This is a genomic window from Erwinia papayae (assembly GCF_058241465.1).
The window spans coordinates 932,204-950,043 of sequence record NZ_JBZCHT010000009.1 but is presented as its reverse complement, the minus strand read 5'-3'; the positions used below and the strand labels follow the sequence as shown (position 1 = coordinate 950,043).

Here is a 17,840-nt window from a genome sequence, read left to right as displayed (position 1 = left end):
GTGTGATTTGTTTTTGCGATTTTTTTTATTTAGAAGCAGAAGTCTATGTTGTGGTGCGCTATTTTATGGAGTAACTCCCTGTGAAATAATTATCAATGCAGGAGATTAATATGTTTAAATGCGAAACATCGACATCCAGGTCTTCACGTCCTGATGCAATTGAACTTAGCATTAAAAATGAACGCCGCGTAACTGAAATAAAAAAACTCGAAGCTTCATTTGATAAAAAATTCTGAAAGTTACTAATAATAACGGCACCTCTTTTAAAATGGGAATGCCGCAGGGTAATTCAGTTTTAATCGAGGGACTGGCTTATCGCTATTTTCATGCAAAGTAAGAATCCTCTGCGGACATCACGAAAAAAATTGTTTTGCTCCGTGTCGGCGAGTCGGAAGCATAACGGCTGTCATCGACGACCATAGTTCCGGCATTACTGCCGGATATATGCTCCCTGCACGGACGGGCTGTGCAAGGTCAAAGCGCGGTGCGCTGCGTGGAGGCCAGCAAAAAATTAATCAGGGCTTTCACGCGTTTCGTTTTGCCCGCGCTTTTCGGATAATAAAGATAAACCGGTGGGTAGGTTTTCCAGTAATTTTCCATTACCGGGAGAAGTTTCTCCCGGTCGGGCTGTAAGCGGTGCACAGGTTCAAATAAGCGTCCAATCCCCAGTCCGTTACGGATGCCATCGGCCATCACATCAATATCGTTGCTGATAAGTTGGGCTGGCATCTCAACGGTCAGTGTCTCTCCGTTCACCTCCAGCATCAGCGGAAGAATTCGGTTATTGGTGATAAAGCGATAACCAATCAGCTGATGGGCGCTGAGATCGGCTGGCTCGACAGGCATTCCATACTTTGCCAGATATGCGGAGGAGGCGTAGAGCCCTTCACGGAATGGCTTCATTAACAGCCGGGCGACCACGCCACCCTCCAGCACATCACCAAAGCGAATCCCCAGGTCAAAACGGTCGTCAATCACATTGACGGTGCCATCAAAGACTGAAATCTCCAGCTGAATGGCGGGATAGCGTTGACAGAAGGCGGCCATTGCGGGTTTAAGAATTAACAGCCAGGCGAAACGTGACAGTGTAATGCGCACCAGGCCTGAGGGTTCCTGATTCTGCTCGCGGATACTCTCCAGTGAGCTTTCCAGCGAATCTACCGCAGCGGTGGTTTTCTCCAGCAGTTGTTGTCCGGTTTCAGTCAATTCAATACGCCGGGTGGTGCGTACAAAAAGGGCGTGCCCGATATGCTGCTCAAGCATTCTCAGCGCATTACTGACTGAGGGTGGGGTGATTTCAAGCTTCCTCGTGGCCGCTGTAATACTGCCTTCCCGTGCAATGCTTTGAAAGATGCGGATCTGATTGTATATGGCGTTATTCATCGCGAAATTCTGTAACAATGGCCTGTTGATTATTAACTACGATCTTCAGCCCTTTACGCTTCAAGGCCTCGACCGCTCTTTCCATATAGACGGTATTCCACTGCGAGATAGCTGCTGTCAGCAGCGTCAGTCCACTGGCAAATCTAATGTCAATATGGCTGAGAATTCATCTTCGCTATAATGCTCTCCTGGAATATATCGCTTTGGTGGAGGCCAACGCTTTGATAAAAATTGGTAGTTTGTACAGTAAAGACTTCTTGCTCCAGCTTCAGAACGATACTCACCAGCGCATATCAACCATCAGCCCGACAATACAACAGTATTTTTCATGGATGAATAAAACCAGGTCTAATACGCTTATGTGGTTGACAGAAAATTCGTCAAAACAGCCGACATAAAGTAGTTTTCTTTATTACATATCTCGTTCCACTTTCAAATCGCTTAACGCCACCTCCTGACCGCTCACATCATCCACCACAGTTAAACGAATCGGATTACCCGTGTGTTGATTGGTAAAACGTAACGGCACGTTTTCCCACCCAGATAAATTCCATTGGGTCCCAATTTTAGCAAGTGCCAACATCACCCAGGCCATTGATTGACCTTGTTTGGTTAGATGGTATTCGTAGCGGTCGGGGCAGGTTTGGTAAAGCTGTTTTTGCACCAGGCCGTTTTGTTCCAACGTTTTTAAGCGGTTGCTTAACGTGGCATTGGTAATGTTGCTGGATGCCCGAAAATCGCTGTAACGATTTATCCCCAACATCAAATCCCGTAATACCAGACCTGACCACTTATCGCCCAGAACCGACAGAGCATCGGCAATCGGACAGAAGATATTCTCAAATTCATTTGATTTCATTAAGAAAACCAACTTAAATTTATTTCAATATCAATATGTTATCAATAAATCCTTATAACTTCAATAATTAGAGTCTTTATTACTCTAATTATAAGAGTTACTATGTGAATACTTTCCCATCTACCATTTCTTACAGGAGTGAAGTTATGAATAAAACAGCTTTAATTACAGGCGCATCGTCAGGCATTGGAGCGGTATACGCCGGGCGTTTAGCCAGACAAGGTTATGACCTGGTGCTGGTTGCCCGTCGTCGTGAACGCCTCGAACAATTGGCTGATAAAATTCGTGAACAATTTGCGGTCAAAATTTCCGTGCATACCGCAGATTTAGGCGAAGAAAGCGGACAAGGAAGTGCGAGTCAACTCATTGAACAAAATGAAAATTTATCTTTTTTAGTTAATTGCGCTGGTTTGGGGGCGCTGGGGTTTGCAGAGAACATCGCCTGGTCTGAAATGGATAATTTAATAAAAGTGAATGTACAAGCCTTATCGCGCCTGTCGTTGGTGGCGGCCAAACGTTTTATCAACGAAAAACAAGGGACGATTGTCAATATCGGTTCAATCGTGGCGCACATGCCAGGTGCTGGTGCAGGGGCGTATAGCGCTTCTAAAGCCTATGTCCTTAATTTTACCCGCGCCTTGCACGCTGAATTGTCGCAACACGGTGCATTTGCCCAGGTAGTAATGCCCGGCCCTGTGACGTCAGAATTTTTTGGCGATAAACCTGCCCCATTCCCCGAACACTTATTTATGTCGCCTGAAACGTTGGTAGATACTGCATTGACCGCTTTGGCACAAGGTGAAAGCGTGTGTTATCCGACGTTGCCACAACTGCAAACCTGGCAAGAATTTGAATTGAGCCGAGGGGAATTTATGCAAACTCTTACCCAGTCTGGCAATCCTGCCGAACGCTATCAAGCATAAGGATTTAGTTATGCCAATGTGGAAAATTTATCACCCGAAAAATGTGTTTAGCGAACAGGATAAAGGCGAAATAGCTGAACAAATTACCGCCTTATATGCCACATTTTTACCTAAATTTTATGTGAATGTGTTGTTTCACCCTTTGGAGGATAAACAGCTATATATAGGGGGTGAGCCTGCAACTGATTTTGTGCGGGTAACGATTAACCATATCGCCCGTTCCATTAAAGATGAAGCCACGCAACAGCAATTTTTACACGCCTGTTCACGCATTTTAAATCCATATGTGGCTGAGCGGGGTTATCGCTGGGAATTGCATGTTGGCGAAACACCGATTGAATTGTGGACGGTGAACGGCCTTAAGCCGCCTATGCCAAACACCCCAGCCGAAAAGCGCTGGCGTGAAGAAAACAAAGCGTCTGCATACTAGAATTAAATGCCGTTTGAATTTCTATTCAGGCGGCATTTGTATTTTCGCTTCGATATTTTTTAGATGACTGAATTTGACATTTATCTAAATGACGAGACAGGAACCAAATGATGAAAGATACGGCTATATTTGAATCATTTTCGGCCCTTGATATACGTACAGGCACTATTATCAAGGTGGAAGAAAGCAAAACGTCCAAACCTACCTGGCGGATGACTATTGACCTCGGGCCTGAACTGGGAACCAGAGTCTCCTGTGGAGCCTATACCAACTATGACGCTCAGGAACTGGAGGGTATGCAGGTAATCTGCATCATCAATCTGGGCACAATGAAAATGGGTCCTGAACAGTCTGAGGTGTTGGTACTTGGAGTGGCGGGTGACTCAGGCGGAACAATCCCGCTGACAACTGAAAAGCCAACCGAAAATGGTGAAAGTGTCTTTTAAAAATCAGTGAAAATATCCGGATACCAGGGTGGATCGTGGCTCTTACTGACCGCTTTTCTAAGAGATCATAACCACGAGTAAACAAGTGACAGGACCATGTAAATTTAAAACCCCACAGGCCCTTTAAGCAAAAATATAAGTAAATAAATGAATGTCAAGGAAGGTCTGCTGTTCGCTCAAAGCTGCCCGTCAACGTGGTCAATCTCCCTTGCCGCAGCCTGGTAGTACAAAAAACAACCTTAACGTACAATAATTTTCGATATCCAAACTGACCCCAACACAGAACCTTCAGCGCTGGCCACGACTGACATCCTGTCTGTCTCTGCGGCACTGGACCGATTCGGTCGCGAAGTCATTTCGCAGGATCTCTGGCAGCGTGATGAGCTGTCCATGCGTGACCGTAGCATGGTGACTGTTGCAATGCTGATAGCAAAAAATCAGGCCGCTGAACTTGGGCACTATATTGAGGTGGCCCTTGATGGTGGTGTCACCGTAGCTGAAATATCTGAAGTCATCACCCATCTGGCGTTTTATGCAGGCTGGCCGAATGCGTTCAGCGCTGCGCCCGTTGTCGGCGAAGTGTCACGCGCCAGGCGATCCCAGGGTTTGTAATAACCGGTTGTTCCAGTTGGCCAGCGCCACTTGCAGGATCACCGCCAGCGTCGTTTGCTGCGAAAATCCGGCCTCACTCAACGGTTGCAGATGAGCGCTGCTGAAGCGTTCGGGCGCGCGCGTGAGCTGGGCCGCCGCCTGAATAATCGCCTGTTGCGATCGACTGGCACGGGTCAGCGCCTGAGAGACGCTTTGCCGAAGTGGCTGGCGTAATTCTTCATTTTCATAACGCCAGAAGCAGGTTGCACTGCCATTGATCCTTGCGGCAACGGCGGCAGCCAGCGCGCACTCCGGCGTCTGCTGCGTTTCCTGTAAAGTGTTGATTAAGGTGCTCCAGCCGCTGAGCGCGTCAGCATCGTGGGCCAGCAGCCAGGCACAGTCACTGAGCAGGGGTTGTGGCTGACACCATGTCAGGGCTTCAAGCTGACGGGGTGACGCGTAGCGTAGTTCAACCGGCGGCAGCAGCGGCTGCCAGGGTGCGGGATGTTCAAAACCGTCGGCGGCGGCATCTTGCGGTTCTGATATACCGGGTATCCAGCGCACCGGCAGTTGAAGCATCGCCATAATGCCTGCCTGTACCCGCGCCTGGTAGCTGACAAAACCAATAACCTGGCTGAAGGTGATGATATCTGGCGCGGTCAGACCTACTTCATCCAGACGCTGTAGTGAGGCCGGAGTAATCAGTGACGGCTGACTGGCCAGCTGACGGGCGTATTCAGTAATTTGCGTCAGGCGGCGATTGCTTTCTCTGGAAGAGTCAGGACTGGTAAGCGGATTAAGCCTGGCGGCGTAATGATTGCACAGGCGCTGGACACCGGTGACCTGAGCTACCGTCAGGGCGGTACTGAGACGGTCATAGAGCGTCAGAGTATGGGTCAGAGACGTGTCCAGCTGTGCAGGAAACAGCAGCTGATAAAGTTCGCGTGAAGCCAGCAGGGCAGGCTGTGCCTGTTCAAGCAGGGCGTTCAGTTCAGCAGAACAAAGCGGGACAAGGTCAAGCAGAAAGCGATCCTCAATGCCGGCGGCTTCAGGGACCAGCGGTGCGGCAGGTGCACTCAGCGTGCATTGTGTTTCATGATACCAGTGGCTGTTGCCGGAAAAACGGCGCTGTTCCATGACGATTCCTTTATCTGCGAGGATGCCGCTATCCTCGCCCAGCCGCAGTAGTCAGCAAAATAACGTTCAGTGCTAACCAATAACAGAAAGGCATAAAACCGGGTTCAGCTTAAAGCGGGTGATCCCTGCGCCAGGCGTCTGCGGTCAGGGCTTCACCAAAATGGCTGTTAATCAGCCTGCGGGTTAAATCGTGTAACGGGCTGGCAAGCACCTCCGCCGTGCTGCCACGCTCGACCACTTCTCCCTGATGCATCACCAGCACCTGATCGCTGATGTGCTTCATCATCCCCAGATGTTGTGTGACGTAGATATAGGCGATGCCGTGTTTATCCTGCAACTCCAGCATCAGGTTAATAAGCTGTGAGCGCATCGACATATCCAGTGAGGCAAGGGCTTCATCGGCAACAATCACCCGTGGTTGCAGAATCAGCGCGCGGGCAAGCCCAATACGCTGCTTCTGGCCGGGGGCCAGCATGTGAGGATAGTAACCGGCGTGATCGCGCAATAACCCGACCTGACGTAGCGTGGCGATAATCCTTTTTTCACGCTCATCCGGCGTCAGTGACGTGTTCAGCCGCAGGGGAAAGTCAAGGATCTGACTGATGCGTTGCCGGGGATTGAGCGCCGTAGAGGGATCCTGAAAAATCATGCGGATATGCTGGCTGCGATAGCCATAGTCACCGTATTCAAGTGGATGATCGTCAATAACAATTTCGCCGCCGCTGGGGGCGACCATCCCACTGAGCATTTTTGCCAGCGTCGATTTACCCGCGCCATTCTCACCAATAATGGCCAGCGTTTGCCGCTCGCGCAGCATAAAGCTCACCTCTTTCACCGCCTCCACATGCTGCCGCCGGAACAGGCCGGTGCGATAACGCCACGTTTTGCTGAGGTTGCGCACTTCCAGCAGGGTTTCAACCATCACTGACTCTCCATATTAAGCGGGAAATGGCAGGCAAAGAGATGTGTTTTTGCCCCGGTCAGTCGTGGTCGGGCAATGCAGGTCTTCTGGGCATAGGGGCAGCGTGGTCCCAGCCGACAGCCGGTCGGCAGATGTTCCAGCGATGGGATCGCTCCGGGTAAGGTATTGAGTCGGCTCTTATGGGGCAGTGAACGACCAAAATCAGGCATCGCCCGAATCAGCGCCTGGGTGTAAGGATGATGCGGCGCGGCGATCAGCTCTTCGCTGGTTGCGGTCTCGACGGTTTGTCCGCAATACATGACATTGATGCGATCCGCCCACTGGCTGAGCATCTGTAAATCGTGGCTGATCAGCAAAATGGTGGTGTTATTGTTCTGATTCAGCCGTCGCAACAGCCGAAAAATCTGTGCCTGAGTGGTGGGTTCCATTGCGTTAGTCGGCTCGTCCGCAATCAGCAGACGCGGCTGGTTGGCCAGCGCGATGGCAATCATCACCTTCTGACATTCACCTTCGGTCAACTCATAGGGAAAACTGCTCATAATGTCTTTGTGGTCTTTGATGCCCACGCGATGCAGCAGATCGATGGCCCGACGATGACGCCAGCGAAAACGTTGATACCAGCGGCCTTTCCAGGTCCAGCCGGGGATGGCCTGCATCAGCTGACGGCCAATGTTTTCAGATGGATCCAGACAGGATTGCGGCTCCTGAAAAATCATCGACACATTATGCCCGACCAGCTTACGACGCTCACGCGGGGAGAGGCGTAGCAGGTCGGTATCGTCAAAACGCATCCGGTCAGCGGTGACGCGCCAGTTGTCTTTGGTCACGCCACAGATGGCTTTCGCTATCAGACTTTTACCCGAACCCGACTCGCCGACCAGCCCACGAATTTCCCCTTCGGTCAGCGTCATACTCACCCGGTCAACGGCTTTCACCGGGCCTTCAGCGGTCATGAATTCAATGGTCAGATTACGAATATCAAGCAGCGGCATCTATTCCACTCCCGCAACAATGGCCCGGCGTACGCCGTCACCCAACAGGTTAACAATCAGTACGCTTACCATAATGGCTGCACCTGGCAACATCACGGTCCAGGGTGCGACATAAATCAGCTCCAGCGCGTCACCCAGCATGGCGCCCCATTCCGGTGAGGGGAGCTGCGCGCCGAGATCGAGAAAACCCAGCGCGGCAATATCCAGGATGCCGATCGATAAGGCGCGGGTAAACTCGCTGACCAGCGAAGCCAGAATATTGGGGAAAATGGCATGTCGCAGAATATTCAGGTTGCTGGCGCCATCGAGGCGGGCGGCAACCACGTAATCTTTTTCCCGTTCGTCATGGACGGCGCTGTAAACCGAACGCACCAGACGCGGAGTAATCGCCAGAAAGACCGCCAGCAGGGCATGTTCCAGTTTCGGCCCCAGAAAGGCCACCACAATGATGGCCAGCAGTAGCGAGGGGATTGACAGCAGCGTGTCAAGTATATGGTTCATCACCGCCGAGCGCAGTCCACGAGTCAGCCCGGCGAGAACGCCCAGTAGCACGGCGAACAGAGCGGCCGGCAGGGTGATGATGATGGCAGAACCGACGGTCGACGCGGCCCCGCTCAGCAGGCGGCTGAGCACGTCGCGGCCCAGGTCGTCAGTGCCTAAAAAGAATGACACATCGCCATAGCGTGACCATGAAGGTGGGAGTAACTGGTAACCGAGAAACTGTTGGTCCAGTCCATAAGGTGCCAGAAACCGGCCAAACAGGCAGATAAACAACAGGGCGATAAAAGCATAGAAGCCAACCATCGCGGTGGTATCACGATAAAAAAGCCGCCAGGTATGGCGCAGAGGACTGGGCAGCCGTTTCTCGGCATAGATATCAACAGAGGGCATGGGTGTTCACTTGATTGTGTTTTGCAATGCTCGAGCTCATTTGAAATTCCGCAGACTGTCAGTCATGTAATATGCATTCCCTGGGCAATATTCTTCAGCATATCTGCGTGAGTACCGCACTGGTTTACCTGCATGGCCGGGGTAAATCCTGGCCTGCCCGCACAGCCCGGCTGAATCTGTTCAAAAAACCTTCTCAGTCGCGTCAACCGTAAATCAGGCTGTCGCTTACCTTGAAGGGACGGGTTATCCGGGCAGTGGTATCACGATGATGTTCTGAAATGTTTAACTGGCAGGAAGTGGCAGCTTCGAGATGATCGCAAGCCTGTTTTGATGCTGCTGAGGATCTCCCCACAGCCACTGTTCGTAACGGCCAACGTCATCATCTGACCTCATTTCGTGCAGGTCGCAACTGATCATATCGTACGCGTAAACTCTGAGGCCATAAGCCAGAGCGTCATACATACGGGCCTGCCAGAAAGACATGCCATCGTGCGTCTGGTTCATATCCGAAACAATAACATCATACTGATCAAGCAAATAGCTAAGAAATATAATGCCTGCCAGATCGTGAAGTTCTTTTCGATGTTTTGGCTTCTGGGTACGCCAGACCAGTACCTGAGTGACAGGACGGCAGTTGAGAAACGTATCAGGTTGAATAACCACCCTGTTGTAGTAAGCGATGTCTTCAGAAACATCGTTAATGAGCGCCAGTTCAAAATGGTTCTGGCTCAACAGGCCGGAAAGACGACTGTCAACACGCACAATCCGGTAGCCTGGCGATAAAGTGACGCCTTTGATGTTAACGTCTTTACCCCGGGCGAGAGCAGAATAGAGGGCGCGATTATCCTCGCTTTCGTTCAGATGAGCGAAAACCTGGTTAATCTTTGCCGCATTGACCAATTTTGTTGGCATATGCTCCCCCTTACTGTTGTTAAAATAACCGCATAATTGCTGATGATTGTATCGCTGGCGCGCTGTTTTAGCAATTAATGGGGCCGGTACTCTGTTTCTCATCGCAGGGCATACCACTCCTTGTGCTTGAGTGGGTTGGTCATCGCCCCGAGAATATCCGCCAGCACGTTGACACTGATGACCATTGCGCCAACCAACATCACCCCTGCGGAAATCGCGGCATAATCCTGCTGACGAATGGCATCGACCAGCCAGCGCCCCAGTCCCGGCCAGCTGAACACCACTTCGGTAATCATGGCCAGCGTCAGCATGGTGGAAAACTGCAAACCCAGGCGGGGGATAACCGGCGGCAGGGCATTGTGCAGCACATGACGGCGAATGATCCCCGGTCTGGACAGCCCACGGGTTGCCGCCGCCTTGATGTAGTTCTGCTCCATGACTTCCCGCGTACTGATGCGCAACAGCCTGACCACTTCAGTGGTTGGTGCGAGAGCCAGGGTGATAACCGGCAGGATCAGATGACGCAGGGCGCTCATCATCATTTCATGCCGCCACGGCGAATGACTGAGCCAGGCGTCAATCAGTGAAAATCCGCTGATGTTTTTTACCGGATAAAGCAGATCAAAGCGGCCGGAAACCGGTAACCAACCAAGATTGAGTGAAAAAAGCAGCGTCAGCAGCAGTGCCAGCCAGAAGACCGGCATCGAGAAGCCCAACAGGGCAAAAATGCTGATCAGGCGGTCGGGCAGGCGGTTGTGCATCACGCCTGCGGTGATCCCTAAAGGAATACCAATAAGCATTGCCAGACTGAAGGCCATAATGCACAGCTCAAGGGTGGCTGGAAACACTTCCCGCAGCTGGGAGACAACGGGGTCACCGTTGATGCTTGATACCCCAAAATCGAGCTGAAACAGTCCCTTATACCAGAACAACAGCGCATCACTCAGCGACGCACCCTGCAAGGGCGCATGAGGCGTGTAATAGCACAGGCTGAATCCCACCAGCGTTAACATCAGCAGCGTCACCAGCCACAGTACCAGACGACGCAGGGCATAAATTACCATGAGGATTGCTCTCCGTTTCTGTCACGCCAGACACCGGCGAAGGACGCATTACCAAACGGACTGAGCACCAGCCCGTGAATATCATAACGGTAGGCCTGGAGCCGCAGCGATGAGGCCAGCGGCAGCACCGGTAGCGCCTGAGCCAACAGCGTTTGTGCCTGATTGTAATAGTCAATACGCGAGGCCAGCTGCTGTGAGAGCAGGGCCTTGTGCAGCGTCTCATCAAAAGCCGCATCGCACCAGTGAGCGAAGTTGGTCTGTGAGCCAATGGCGGCGCAACTCAACAGTGGGCGGAAAAAACTGTCCGGATCGTTACTGTCGGTGGCCCATCCAGTCAGCGTCAGGTCATGGTTCATGGTCATCAGACGCGCCTCCTGAAAACGACCTTCAACGGGGACGATGGTCACCCTGACGCCAACCTGGGCGAGATCGGCCTGGATCAGCTCAGCGGTTTTCAGCGGGCTGGGATTCCACGATTGCGAAGAGGAGGGCACCCACAGGGTAAGATGCAGATCCTTTACCCCCAGCGCCTGCAACTGCTGACGCGATTTTTGTGGATTGTATTCTGTTACTTTCGCGTTACCGTCATAAGCCCATGAGGCGCGCGGCAGGATGGATGCGGCGGTTTCTGCCGTACCGTAATAAATTGAGGCCATCAGGCGTTCATTATTGACAGCCAGTGAAAGTGCCTGACGCACTGCCGGCTGGTCGAGCGGCGCCTTACGGGTATTAAACGCCAGATAGGCAATATTCATTCCGGGACGGAGCGTCAGACGAAGGCGTGGATCGTTACGCAGCACCGAAATCTGACTTGCGGCGGGATAGGCCAGCACGTCACATTCGCCGGTAAGCAGTTTGGAGAGACGACCGGTTCCACCTGCGCCCATATCAATCACCACCTGCTGCATGCGTGGTACCCCTTTCCAGTAGCGAGGGTTGCGCGCCAGACGGATATACTGCCCCGTACGGTACTGGCTTAGTTGAAAGGGGCCGGTCCCCACCGGTTGCCTGTCGAGCTGTTCCTGCCGGTCCTTTTTGCTTAACTGGCTGGCATATTCAGCGGAAAGAACGGGCGCATAGTGGGTGGCCATATGCCAGAGAAAGGAGGCATCCGGGCTGTTAAGGCGGATATCGACGGTATATTTATCCCGTTTCTTTACGCTTTGCACGGCATCGGCAAATTGCAGGCTGTCAAAATAGGGATAGTTACCGCCGTTGACATTGTGCCAGGGGGAGCGCCTGTCGAAAATGCGTTGAAAGCTGAACACCACATCATCCGCGTTAAGCGTGCGGGTGGGGCTGAACCAGTTGGTTTTCTGGAAACTGACGTTGCGGCGCAGATGGAAACGGTAGGTTGCGCCGTCATCCAGCACTTCCCAGCGTTCTGCCAGCTCCGGAATCAAACGATAAGTGTAGGGATCCACATCCAGCAGCCGGTCATACAGCTGGGCGGCAAGGGTATCGACCACCAGTCCGCCACTGGCCATCTGCGGATTGAAAGTGGTTACCGTGCCGCTGACACAGTAAACAAAACCGCTCTGGCGGATATCATCCGGCGCAGCTGAAAAAGCAGAGGCACTGGTCAGGCTGAGGCTCAGCAGCAGAGAAGAGAAAAATATAAGCATTAAGTTATCTGAGAAATCAGGCAATGTTCAGAGTGTACCGCACTCTCTGCTGCTGCCCAAAATTTGCCGGAAAACGGGTGGATTTTCCGCCACCCTGCTGGGGGCAGGCGGAGATAAAGGGTGACAATACACCCAGTCAGTTTATGGTAATGAGAAAAATTCTCAACAAACTGCTTTACAAATGATATTGCGAATGATTACTATTCACCTGCGCTTCAACGGTGGCTCTGCCGGAGAAGAGCACGACATTGCTCACATTGCTTCCAGTATTTTTCAGCCCGCCTTGCGCGGGCTTTTTTTTGCCTGACAGCGGCGATTTTTAATCGGACCAGCGTGTGCAGATTGACAGCCTCAGCAGGCAGAATTACTGCGGGCTGCTTTTAACGTCAATCTCGTGTTTTTTCATCATTGCGCGCAGTTGATGGTAAGTCAGGCCCAGCAGTTCGGCGGCACGACGTTGATTAAAGCGTGACTGGTGCAGACTTTGTTGCAGCAATGCTTTCTCCTGCTGATTCTGCCAGAGGCGCAAATCAACGGGCAGAGTGGGTTGCCCGTGCGATTCTCCCGGGGTATCACTTTCAGTCGCGGGTTGAGGACGCAGAAACGGGTTGATGATGATGTTATCCAGTGCCTGATCCGTCGCGTTATGGCGATAAACCGACCGCTCCACCACGTTTTTCAACTCACGCACGTTGCCGGGCCAGCTGTAGTCAAACAGCACTTCGCGTGCCGTGCGTGAAAAACCGGGGAACAGCGGTAAACCCAGCTCACGACACATCTGAATCGCAAAGTGTTCTGCCAGCAGCAGGATATCACTGCGCCGCTCACGCAGGGGAGGCAGCTGCACCACGTCAAAGGCCAGTCTGTCGAGCAGGTCAGCGCGGAATTTCCCCTGACGCGCCAGCAGAGGCAGATCATCGTTGGTTGCGCAGACCAGCCTGACGCTGACCTGTAACGGCTGACTACCGCCGACGCGCTCCAGCTGACCATACTCAATCACCCGCAGCAGTTTTTCCTGTACCAACATCGGCGCCGTCGCCAGTTCATCAAGGAACAGCGTGCCGCCATCGGCGCGTTCAAAGCGGCCCAGGTGGCGTTTTTGTGCGCCGGTAAAAGCCCCGGCTTCGTGACCGAACAGTTCCGAATCGAGCAGGCTCTCGTTTAACGCGGCGCAGTTAAGGGAAATAAACGGCCCCTGCCAGCGCGCCGAGAGGTAGTGCAGACGGCTGGCAATCAGCTCTTTGCCGGTGCCTCGTTCGCCGATCACCAGCACGGGTTTATTCAGCAGCGCCACGCGGGAAACCTGTTCCAGTACTTCCAGAAAGTTATTCGACTCACCCAGCAGGCTGTCATTAAATTCACTCATGAAATTCACCATAAGTTAGTTATTCAGACCACATTAACCAGACGCGCTGGCGATGTAAAGCCGGATAAATAAGTAAAATCAGTAAGATAAAAACTGGCACACTATTTGAATATATCCCGTCAGCGCATCGCGCAATCAGAACAGACTAAAGAGGATTGTGATTATGGGTATTTTTTCTCGTTTTGCCGACATTGTGAACGCCAATATCAACTCGCTGCTGGAAAAGGCCGAAGACCCGCAAAAACTGGTTCGCCTGATGATTCAGGAAATGGAAGACACGCTGGTTGAAGTTCGCTCCACTTCAGCGCGTGCGCTGGCTGAAAAAAAACAGCTGTTGCGTCGCATCAGCCAGGCGGAAACTCAGCAGGCGGAATGGCAGGAGAAAGCCGAGCTGGCACTGCGTCGGGATAAAGACGATCTGGCCCGTGCCGCGCTGATTGAAAAACAGAAACTGACCGAACTGACCACCTCGCTGACGGCTGAAGTGGAGCAGGTGGAAGAGACGCTGAGCCGAATGAAAGGCGAAATTGTCGAGCTGGAGAAAAAGCTCAGCGAAACCCGTGCGCGGCAGCAGGCGCTGACGCTTCGCCATCAGGTGGCTTCCTCCTCTCGTGATATACGGCGTCAGCTGGACAGCGGAAAAATTGATCAGGCGATGGCCCGGTTTGAATCCTTTGAACGCCGCATTGACCATATGGAAGCGGAAGCAGAAAGCCAGCGTTTTGGTAAACAGAAAACGCTGGATCAGCAGTTTGCTGAATTGCAGGCCGATGATGAAATCGGTGAACAGCTGGCAGCATTGAAAGCCAGAATCAACCGCAGCGAGTAATGCAACTTCAGGCATCCGGCAGATGCCTTCATCAATGCTGATTTCAAGGAGAGTCAATGAGCGCATTATTTCTGGCCATTCCCCTGACCATATTTGTGCTGTTTGTGGCACCCGTCTGGTTATGGCTGCATTACAGCAACCGTCAGAACGGGGGAAGTGATGATTTATCAACCAGTGAACGACAACGTTTACAACAACTGACGGCGGATGCAGGCAGGATGCGGCAACGGATCCAGGCGCTGGAGGAGATCCTTGATGCGGAACATCCGGACTGGAGGCAGCAATGAAAGGCGTGAGTTTTAAAGGCAAAAAACTGTACCGTATTCCGGCGCAGGGCAAACTGAAAGGCGTCTGCGCGGGCATTGCAGACTACCTCGATATCCCTGTCAGGCTGGTTCGGGTGATTGTGGTGTTGTCACTGTTTTTTGGCCTGTTTATGTTCACGCTTATCGCCTATGGCGTGCTGGCGTTTGTGCTGGATGAACAACCGGATGAATTCGCCCGACAGCATGACAGCGCACCCGATACACATCAGATGCTGGAGCAGCTGGAGACAGATTTACAGAGCGGAGAACGCAGCCTGCGCGAAATGGAGCGTTATGTCACCTCGGAAACCTTTAACGTGCGCAGTCGCTTTCGTCAGCTATGACCCCCGGCCCGCATGCGGGCCACCATCCTGTGGAGGAGAACGGTAATGCGTAACTGGCAGTCAGCGGTACAACGGCATGCCACACCGGCGCTGAAAAAAGCCGGAAAATTTGTTCTGCTTGGCGCGCTGGCCTATGGTCCGGCGGGCCTGACCGGTATGCTGGTTAAATCCGTGGCGCGCAGGCCGCTAAAAATCGCACTGGCGTGGGCGATGGAGCCATTGATTCGTCGCGCTATGCTGCGGGCGACCTCGCGATGGCATAAACCCTGAAGCAGGTTAATATAGCCAGAACCGAACGTCATAAAGAAAAGACAAGGTGTCGATGCGTAGATGAAACGACTTCAGAATGAATTACGGTCACTGGTCAGCCGGGGGGTGGATCGCCATCTTCGGTTGGCCGTCACCGGGCTCAGCCGCAGTGGCAAAACGGCTTTTATTACCTCACTGGTTAATCAACTGCTGAATGTGAATACGGGGGCGCGTCTGCCCCTGTTTTCCGTGCTGCGCGAAGAACGTCTGCTTGGCGTCAGACGCGTGCCGCAGCGCGATATGGGAATCCCGCGTTTTACTTACGATCAGGGCCTGGCCCAGCTCTACGGTACGCCTCCCGCCTGGCCAACGCCGACACGGGGCGTCAGTGAAATCTCACTGGCGCTGCGCTATCGCTCCCGCGAGTCGCTGCTGCGCCATTTTACCGACACCGCCACGTTGAATCTGGAAATTGTTGATTACCCCGGAGAATGGTTGCTGGATCTGCCGATGCTGGCCCAGGACTATTTCAGTTGGTCACGTCAGATGACGGGATTGTTACAGGGTGACCGGGCAGCGTGGTCTGCTGACTGGCGGCAGCGCTGTCAGGGCCTTGATCCTTTTGCTCAGGCCGATGAAAACCGTCTGGCTGACATTGCCGCCGCCTGGACAGACTATCTGTTGAAATGTAAGCAGGAAGGACTGCATTTTATTCAGCCTGGCCGTTTTGTACTGCCCGGAGATATGGCAGGTGCGCCAGCGTTACAATTTTTTCCCTGGCCGCAGCTGGATGAATATGGTAAGACTAAACTGGCTCAGGCGGCTGCCAACAGCTGTTACGGCATGCTGCGCGCCCGTTATAACTATTACTGTCAGCATGTGGTGAGCGATTTTTACAGGGATTATTTTCTGCGCTTCGACCGGCAGATCGTGCTGGTTGACTGTCTGCAACCACTTAACAGTGGACCGCAGGCCTTCAATGATATGCGACTGGCGCTGACGCAACTGATGCAGAGCTTCTCTTACGGTCAGCGGACGCTGTTTCGTCGGCTCTTTTCGCCGGTGATCGATAAGTTACTGTTTGCGGCCACCAAGTCCGACCATGTTACCCACGATCAGCACGCTAATCTGGTTTCACTGCTGCAACAGCTGGTGCAGGATGCGTGGCAAAACGCGGCATTCGAAGGCATCAACATCGAGTGTATCGGGCTGGCTTCGGTGCAGGCAACGCAAAGTGGACTGGTTGATCATCAGGGTGAAAAATTGCCTGCGCTACACGGCCATCGTCTGAAGGATCATCAACCACTGACCTTTTATCCCGGAGAGGTCCCGCCGCGCCTTCCCGGCAGTGCATTCTGGCAGCAGCAGGGATTCCATTTTGAGCAGTTCCGGCCACAGCAACCGGAGACTGACCGTCCACTACCGCATATCCGGCTGGATGCAGCGCTGGAGTTTTTACTGGGAGATAAACTGCGATGACCACACCGCTAAAACCAAGAGTTGATTTTTCCCGGCCGCTGGAGGCCGACAAAACGCCATCCCTTAAAGCTGCACAGCTGTTTGATGGTGAAGAAAGTCAGTTTGTGGCTGTCGAGGCGGAGCAGGAGCTGGCAGAAGAGGGAGAAGATGAAAAAGTGGTTGAGGCCGCACTACGGCTAAAACGCACGCTGTGGCGCAGAATGATCAAAGTCGGGCTGCTGATCTCCGGCGCAAGCGTGGTGGCACAGGGGGTGCAATGGGCACACAATGCATGGATCCAGCAGGACTGGATTGCGCTGGGAGGCTGCGTGGCCGGGGGGCTGATTGTCTGTGCCGCCGCCGGTTCGCTGGTTGCTGAATGGCGACGCCTGTGGCGTCTGCGCGAGCGGGCGCAGGAACGGGACAGGGCGCGTGAACTGCTTACCAGCCACGCATCCGGGAAAGGGCGAGAATTTTGCGAGAAACTGGCCCGGCAGGCGGGCATCGATCAAAGCCATCCGGCGTTGCAACGCTGGCACGCCTCGCTGCATGAAACCCACAATGACCGCGAAATAGTCACGCTTTATGCCCAGCTGGTTCAGCCGGTGCTGGACAGGCAGGCTCGTTACGAAATCGGGCGCAGCGCGGCAGAATCCACCCTGATGATTGCGGTCAGTCCGCTGGCGCTGGTGGATATGGCGTTTATCGCCTGGCGCAATTTGCGGCTGATCAACCGGATTGCGGCGCTCTATGGTATTGAACTGGGTTATTTCAGTCGTTTGCGACTGTTTCGTCTGGTGCTGCTGAATATCGCCTTTGCCGGTGCCTCGGAGCTGGTAAGGGAAGTCGGTATGGACTGGATGTCACAGGATCTGGCCGCACGTTTTTCGGCGCGGGCGGCACAGGGAATTGGTGCCGGATTACTCACCGCCAGGCTCGGAATTAAGACCATGGAACTCTGTCGCCCACTCCCCTGGCTGGAAGAGGATAAGCCCCGTCTGGCGGATTTCCGCCGCGATCTGGTTGCCCGGTTGAAAGAAACGCGCCATAAATAACCGGCTGTCAAGATTTCCTTCCACATGACTTCTGACGCCTGCGCCAATAGAGTATGATT

19 protein-coding genes and 2 pseudogenes are annotated in these 17,840 nt (G+C 53.0%); 10 read left to right on the top strand and 11 right to left on the bottom strand.

Going from position 1 to position 17,840, the window contains the following annotated elements:
- Positions 1 to 474: 474 nt before the first annotated feature.
- The 3 genes and pseudogenes from AC3RPL_RS09190 to AC3RPL_RS09180 all read right to left on the bottom strand — a co-directional run bounded on the left by AC3RPL_RS09190 (position 475) and on the right by AC3RPL_RS09180 (position 2,242).
- On the bottom strand, positions 475 to 1,383 hold the full coding sequence (locus AC3RPL_RS09190) for a LysR substrate-binding domain-containing protein (protein WP_490739758.1): 909 nt from the start codon (positions 1,381 to 1,383) through the stop codon (positions 475 to 477).
- A gap of 40 nt (positions 1,384 to 1,423) precedes the next feature.
- Positions 1,424 to 1,522: pseudogene (locus AC3RPL_RS09185) on the bottom strand (Tn3 family transposase); the annotation flags it as partial.
- 273 nt (positions 1,523 to 1,795) lie between these two features.
- On the bottom strand, positions 1,796 to 2,242 hold the full coding sequence (locus tag AC3RPL_RS09180) for a winged helix-turn-helix transcriptional regulator (protein WP_490739757.1): 447 nt from the start codon (positions 2,240 to 2,242) through the stop codon (positions 1,796 to 1,798).
- Positions 2,243 to 2,388: 146 nt separating this feature from the next.
- Here AC3RPL_RS09180 and AC3RPL_RS09175 point away from each other — a divergent pair, with 146 nt between their 5' ends.
- The 4 genes and pseudogenes from AC3RPL_RS09175 to AC3RPL_RS09160 form a co-directional block, all read left to right on the top strand.
- A complete protein-coding gene (locus tag AC3RPL_RS09175; RefSeq protein WP_490739756.1) occupies positions 2,389 to 3,165 on the top strand; it encodes an SDR family NAD(P)-dependent oxidoreductase in 777 nt (258 codons plus the stop codon).
- Between the two features lie 10 nt (positions 3,166 to 3,175).
- Entirely contained in the window at positions 3,176 to 3,595 is a 420-nt protein-coding gene (locus AC3RPL_RS09170) for a tautomerase family protein (protein ID WP_490739755.1), read from the top strand.
- 107 nt (positions 3,596 to 3,702) lie between these two features.
- Entirely contained in the window at positions 3,703 to 4,041 is a 339-nt protein-coding gene (locus AC3RPL_RS09165) for a protein secretion chaperonin CsaA (RefSeq protein ID WP_490739754.1), read from the top strand.
- A 285-nt stretch (positions 4,042 to 4,326) separates the two neighbouring features.
- Positions 4,327 to 4,635 (top strand): annotated as a pseudogene (locus AC3RPL_RS09160) (carboxymuconolactone decarboxylase family protein); the annotation flags it as partial.
- Here AC3RPL_RS09160 and AC3RPL_RS09155 read toward each other — a convergent pair.
- The 8 genes from AC3RPL_RS09155 to pspF form a co-directional block, all read right to left on the bottom strand.
- Positions 4,624 to 5,769 carry a CMD domain-containing protein gene (locus tag AC3RPL_RS09155; RefSeq protein WP_490739753.1) on the bottom strand — a complete coding sequence of 382 codons (1,146 nt, stop codon included), beginning with the start codon at positions 5,767 to 5,769 and terminating at the stop codon, positions 4,624 to 4,626. The pseudogene AC3RPL_RS09160 and the gene AC3RPL_RS09155 sit on opposite strands and share 12 nt — an antisense overlap.
- A gap of 109 nt (positions 5,770 to 5,878) precedes the next feature.
- Complete coding sequence (gene sapF / locus AC3RPL_RS09150; protein ID WP_490739752.1) at positions 5,879 to 6,691, bottom strand: putrescine export ABC transporter ATP-binding protein SapF; 813 nt, start codon at positions 6,689 to 6,691, stop codon at positions 5,879 to 5,881.
- Complete coding sequence (gene sapD / locus AC3RPL_RS09145; protein WP_490739751.1) at positions 6,691 to 7,683, bottom strand: putrescine export ABC transporter ATP-binding protein SapD; 993 nt, start codon at positions 7,681 to 7,683, stop codon at positions 6,691 to 6,693. The genes sapF and sapD overlap by 1 nt, the downstream gene beginning before the upstream one ends.
- Positions 7,684 to 8,574: a putrescine export ABC transporter permease SapC gene (gene sapC, locus AC3RPL_RS09140; protein ID WP_490739750.1), complete on the bottom strand. Its 891-nt coding sequence runs from the start codon at positions 8,572 to 8,574 to the stop codon at positions 7,684 to 7,686.
- Between the two features lie 282 nt (positions 8,575 to 8,856).
- Positions 8,857 to 9,486, bottom strand: coding sequence for a hypothetical protein (locus AC3RPL_RS09135; protein ID WP_261640533.1), 630 nt, complete (start codon positions 9,484 to 9,486; stop codon positions 8,857 to 8,859).
- A 98-nt stretch (positions 9,487 to 9,584) separates the two neighbouring features.
- Positions 9,585 to 10,550 (bottom strand): putrescine export ABC transporter permease SapB, encoded by a 966-nt coding sequence (sapB, locus tag AC3RPL_RS09130; RefSeq protein WP_034934167.1) that lies wholly within the window; start codon positions 10,548 to 10,550, stop codon positions 9,585 to 9,587.
- Positions 10,544 to 12,175, bottom strand: a complete 1,632-nt coding sequence (gene sapA / locus AC3RPL_RS09125; protein WP_490739749.1) for an ABC transporter substrate-binding protein SapA — start codon at positions 12,173 to 12,175, stop codon at positions 10,544 to 10,546. The genes sapB and sapA overlap by 7 nt, the downstream gene beginning before the upstream one ends.
- 364 nt (positions 12,176 to 12,539) lie before the next feature.
- Positions 12,540 to 13,541 (bottom strand): phage shock protein operon transcriptional activator, encoded by a 1,002-nt coding sequence (gene pspF / locus AC3RPL_RS09120; protein WP_490739748.1) that lies wholly within the window; start codon positions 13,539 to 13,541, stop codon positions 12,540 to 12,542.
- 163 nt (positions 13,542 to 13,704) lie between these two features.
- Between pspF and pspA the strand changes: the two genes are divergently transcribed.
- Genes pspA through AC3RPL_RS09090 form a run of 6 tightly spaced genes read left to right on the top strand, consistent with a single transcriptional unit; the run spans position 13,705 to position 17,781 of the window.
- Positions 13,705 to 14,370 carry a phage shock protein PspA gene (pspA, locus tag AC3RPL_RS09115; RefSeq protein WP_490739747.1) on the top strand — a complete coding sequence of 222 codons (666 nt, stop codon included), beginning with the start codon at positions 13,705 to 13,707 and terminating at the stop codon, positions 14,368 to 14,370.
- 56 nt (positions 14,371 to 14,426) lie between these two features.
- Positions 14,427 to 14,657 carry an envelope stress response membrane protein PspB gene (gene pspB, locus AC3RPL_RS09110; protein WP_034934161.1) on the top strand — a complete coding sequence of 77 codons (231 nt, stop codon included), beginning with the start codon at positions 14,427 to 14,429 and terminating at the stop codon, positions 14,655 to 14,657.
- Positions 14,654 to 15,019 carry an envelope stress response membrane protein PspC gene (gene pspC / locus AC3RPL_RS09105; protein ID WP_490739746.1) on the top strand — a complete coding sequence of 122 codons (366 nt, stop codon included), beginning with the start codon at positions 14,654 to 14,656 and terminating at the stop codon, positions 15,017 to 15,019. Before pspB ends, pspC begins: the two co-directional genes overlap by 4 nt.
- Positions 15,020 to 15,031: 12 nt before the next feature.
- On the top strand, positions 15,032 to 15,289 hold the full coding sequence (pspD, locus tag AC3RPL_RS09100) for a phage shock protein PspD (RefSeq protein WP_071994966.1): 258 nt from the start codon (positions 15,032 to 15,034) through the stop codon (positions 15,287 to 15,289).
- A gap of 60 nt (positions 15,290 to 15,349) precedes the next feature.
- The gene (locus AC3RPL_RS09095) at positions 15,350 to 16,747 is read left to right on the top strand and encodes a YcjX family GTP-binding protein (RefSeq protein WP_490739745.1); all 1,398 of its coding nucleotides are present in this window, start codon (positions 15,350 to 15,352) and stop codon (positions 16,745 to 16,747) included.
- Positions 16,744 to 17,781, top strand: a complete 1,038-nt coding sequence (locus AC3RPL_RS09090) for a TIGR01620 family protein (RefSeq protein WP_490739744.1) — start codon at positions 16,744 to 16,746, stop codon at positions 17,779 to 17,781. Before AC3RPL_RS09095 ends, AC3RPL_RS09090 begins: the two co-directional genes overlap by 4 nt.
- Positions 17,782 to 17,840: the final 59 nt, after the last annotated feature.

What these genes read in the sequence shown, in the direction of transcription:
- AC3RPL_RS09180 (WP_490739757.1), bottom strand. Translation starts at nt 2,242, where the DNA reads ATGAAATCAAATGAATTTGAGAATATCTTCTGTCCGATTGCCGATGCT.
- pspD (WP_071994966.1), top strand. Translation starts at nt 15,032, where the DNA reads ATGCGGGCCACCATCCTGTGGAGGAGAACGGTAATGCGTAACTGGCAG.
- sapF (WP_490739752.1), bottom strand. Translation starts at nt 6,691, where the DNA reads ATGGTTGAAACCCTGCTGGAAGTGCGCAACCTCAGCAAAACGTGGCGT.
- AC3RPL_RS09170 (WP_490739755.1), top strand. Translation starts at nt 3,176, where the DNA reads ATGCCAATGTGGAAAATTTATCACCCGAAAAATGTGTTTAGCGAACAG.
- sapA (WP_490739749.1), bottom strand. Translation starts at nt 12,175, where the DNA reads ATGCTTATATTTTTCTCTTCTCTGCTGCTGAGCCTCAGCCTGACCAGT.
- sapB (WP_034934167.1), bottom strand. Translation starts at nt 10,550, where the DNA reads ATGGTAATTTATGCCCTGCGTCGTCTGGTACTGTGGCTGGTGACGCTG.
- sapD (WP_490739751.1), bottom strand. Translation starts at nt 7,683, where the DNA reads ATGCCGCTGCTTGATATTCGTAATCTGACCATTGAATTCATGACCGCT.
- pspF (WP_490739748.1), bottom strand. Translation starts at nt 13,541, where the DNA reads ATGAGTGAATTTAATGACAGCCTGCTGGGTGAGTCGAATAACTTTCTG.
- AC3RPL_RS09090 (WP_490739744.1), top strand. Translation starts at nt 16,744, where the DNA reads ATGACCACACCGCTAAAACCAAGAGTTGATTTTTCCCGGCCGCTGGAG.
- pspB (WP_034934161.1), top strand. Translation starts at nt 14,427, where the DNA reads ATGAGCGCATTATTTCTGGCCATTCCCCTGACCATATTTGTGCTGTTT.
- pspA (WP_490739747.1), top strand. Translation starts at nt 13,705, where the DNA reads ATGGGTATTTTTTCTCGTTTTGCCGACATTGTGAACGCCAATATCAAC.
- sapC (WP_490739750.1), bottom strand. Translation starts at nt 8,574, where the DNA reads ATGCCCTCTGTTGATATCTATGCCGAGAAACGGCTGCCCAGTCCTCTG.
- AC3RPL_RS09155 (WP_490739753.1), bottom strand. Translation starts at nt 5,769, where the DNA reads ATGGAACAGCGCCGTTTTTCCGGCAACAGCCACTGGTATCATGAAACA.
- AC3RPL_RS09095 (WP_490739745.1), top strand. Translation starts at nt 15,350, where the DNA reads ATGAAACGACTTCAGAATGAATTACGGTCACTGGTCAGCCGGGGGGTG.
- pspC (WP_490739746.1), top strand. Translation starts at nt 14,654, where the DNA reads ATGAAAGGCGTGAGTTTTAAAGGCAAAAAACTGTACCGTATTCCGGCG.
- AC3RPL_RS09190 (WP_490739758.1), bottom strand. Translation starts at nt 1,383, where the DNA reads ATGAATAACGCCATATACAATCAGATCCGCATCTTTCAAAGCATTGCA.
- AC3RPL_RS09165 (WP_490739754.1), top strand. Translation starts at nt 3,703, where the DNA reads ATGATGAAAGATACGGCTATATTTGAATCATTTTCGGCCCTTGATATA.
- AC3RPL_RS09175 (WP_490739756.1), top strand. Translation starts at nt 2,389, where the DNA reads ATGAATAAAACAGCTTTAATTACAGGCGCATCGTCAGGCATTGGAGCG.
- AC3RPL_RS09135 (WP_261640533.1), bottom strand. Translation starts at nt 9,486, where the DNA reads ATGCCAACAAAATTGGTCAATGCGGCAAAGATTAACCAGGTTTTCGCT.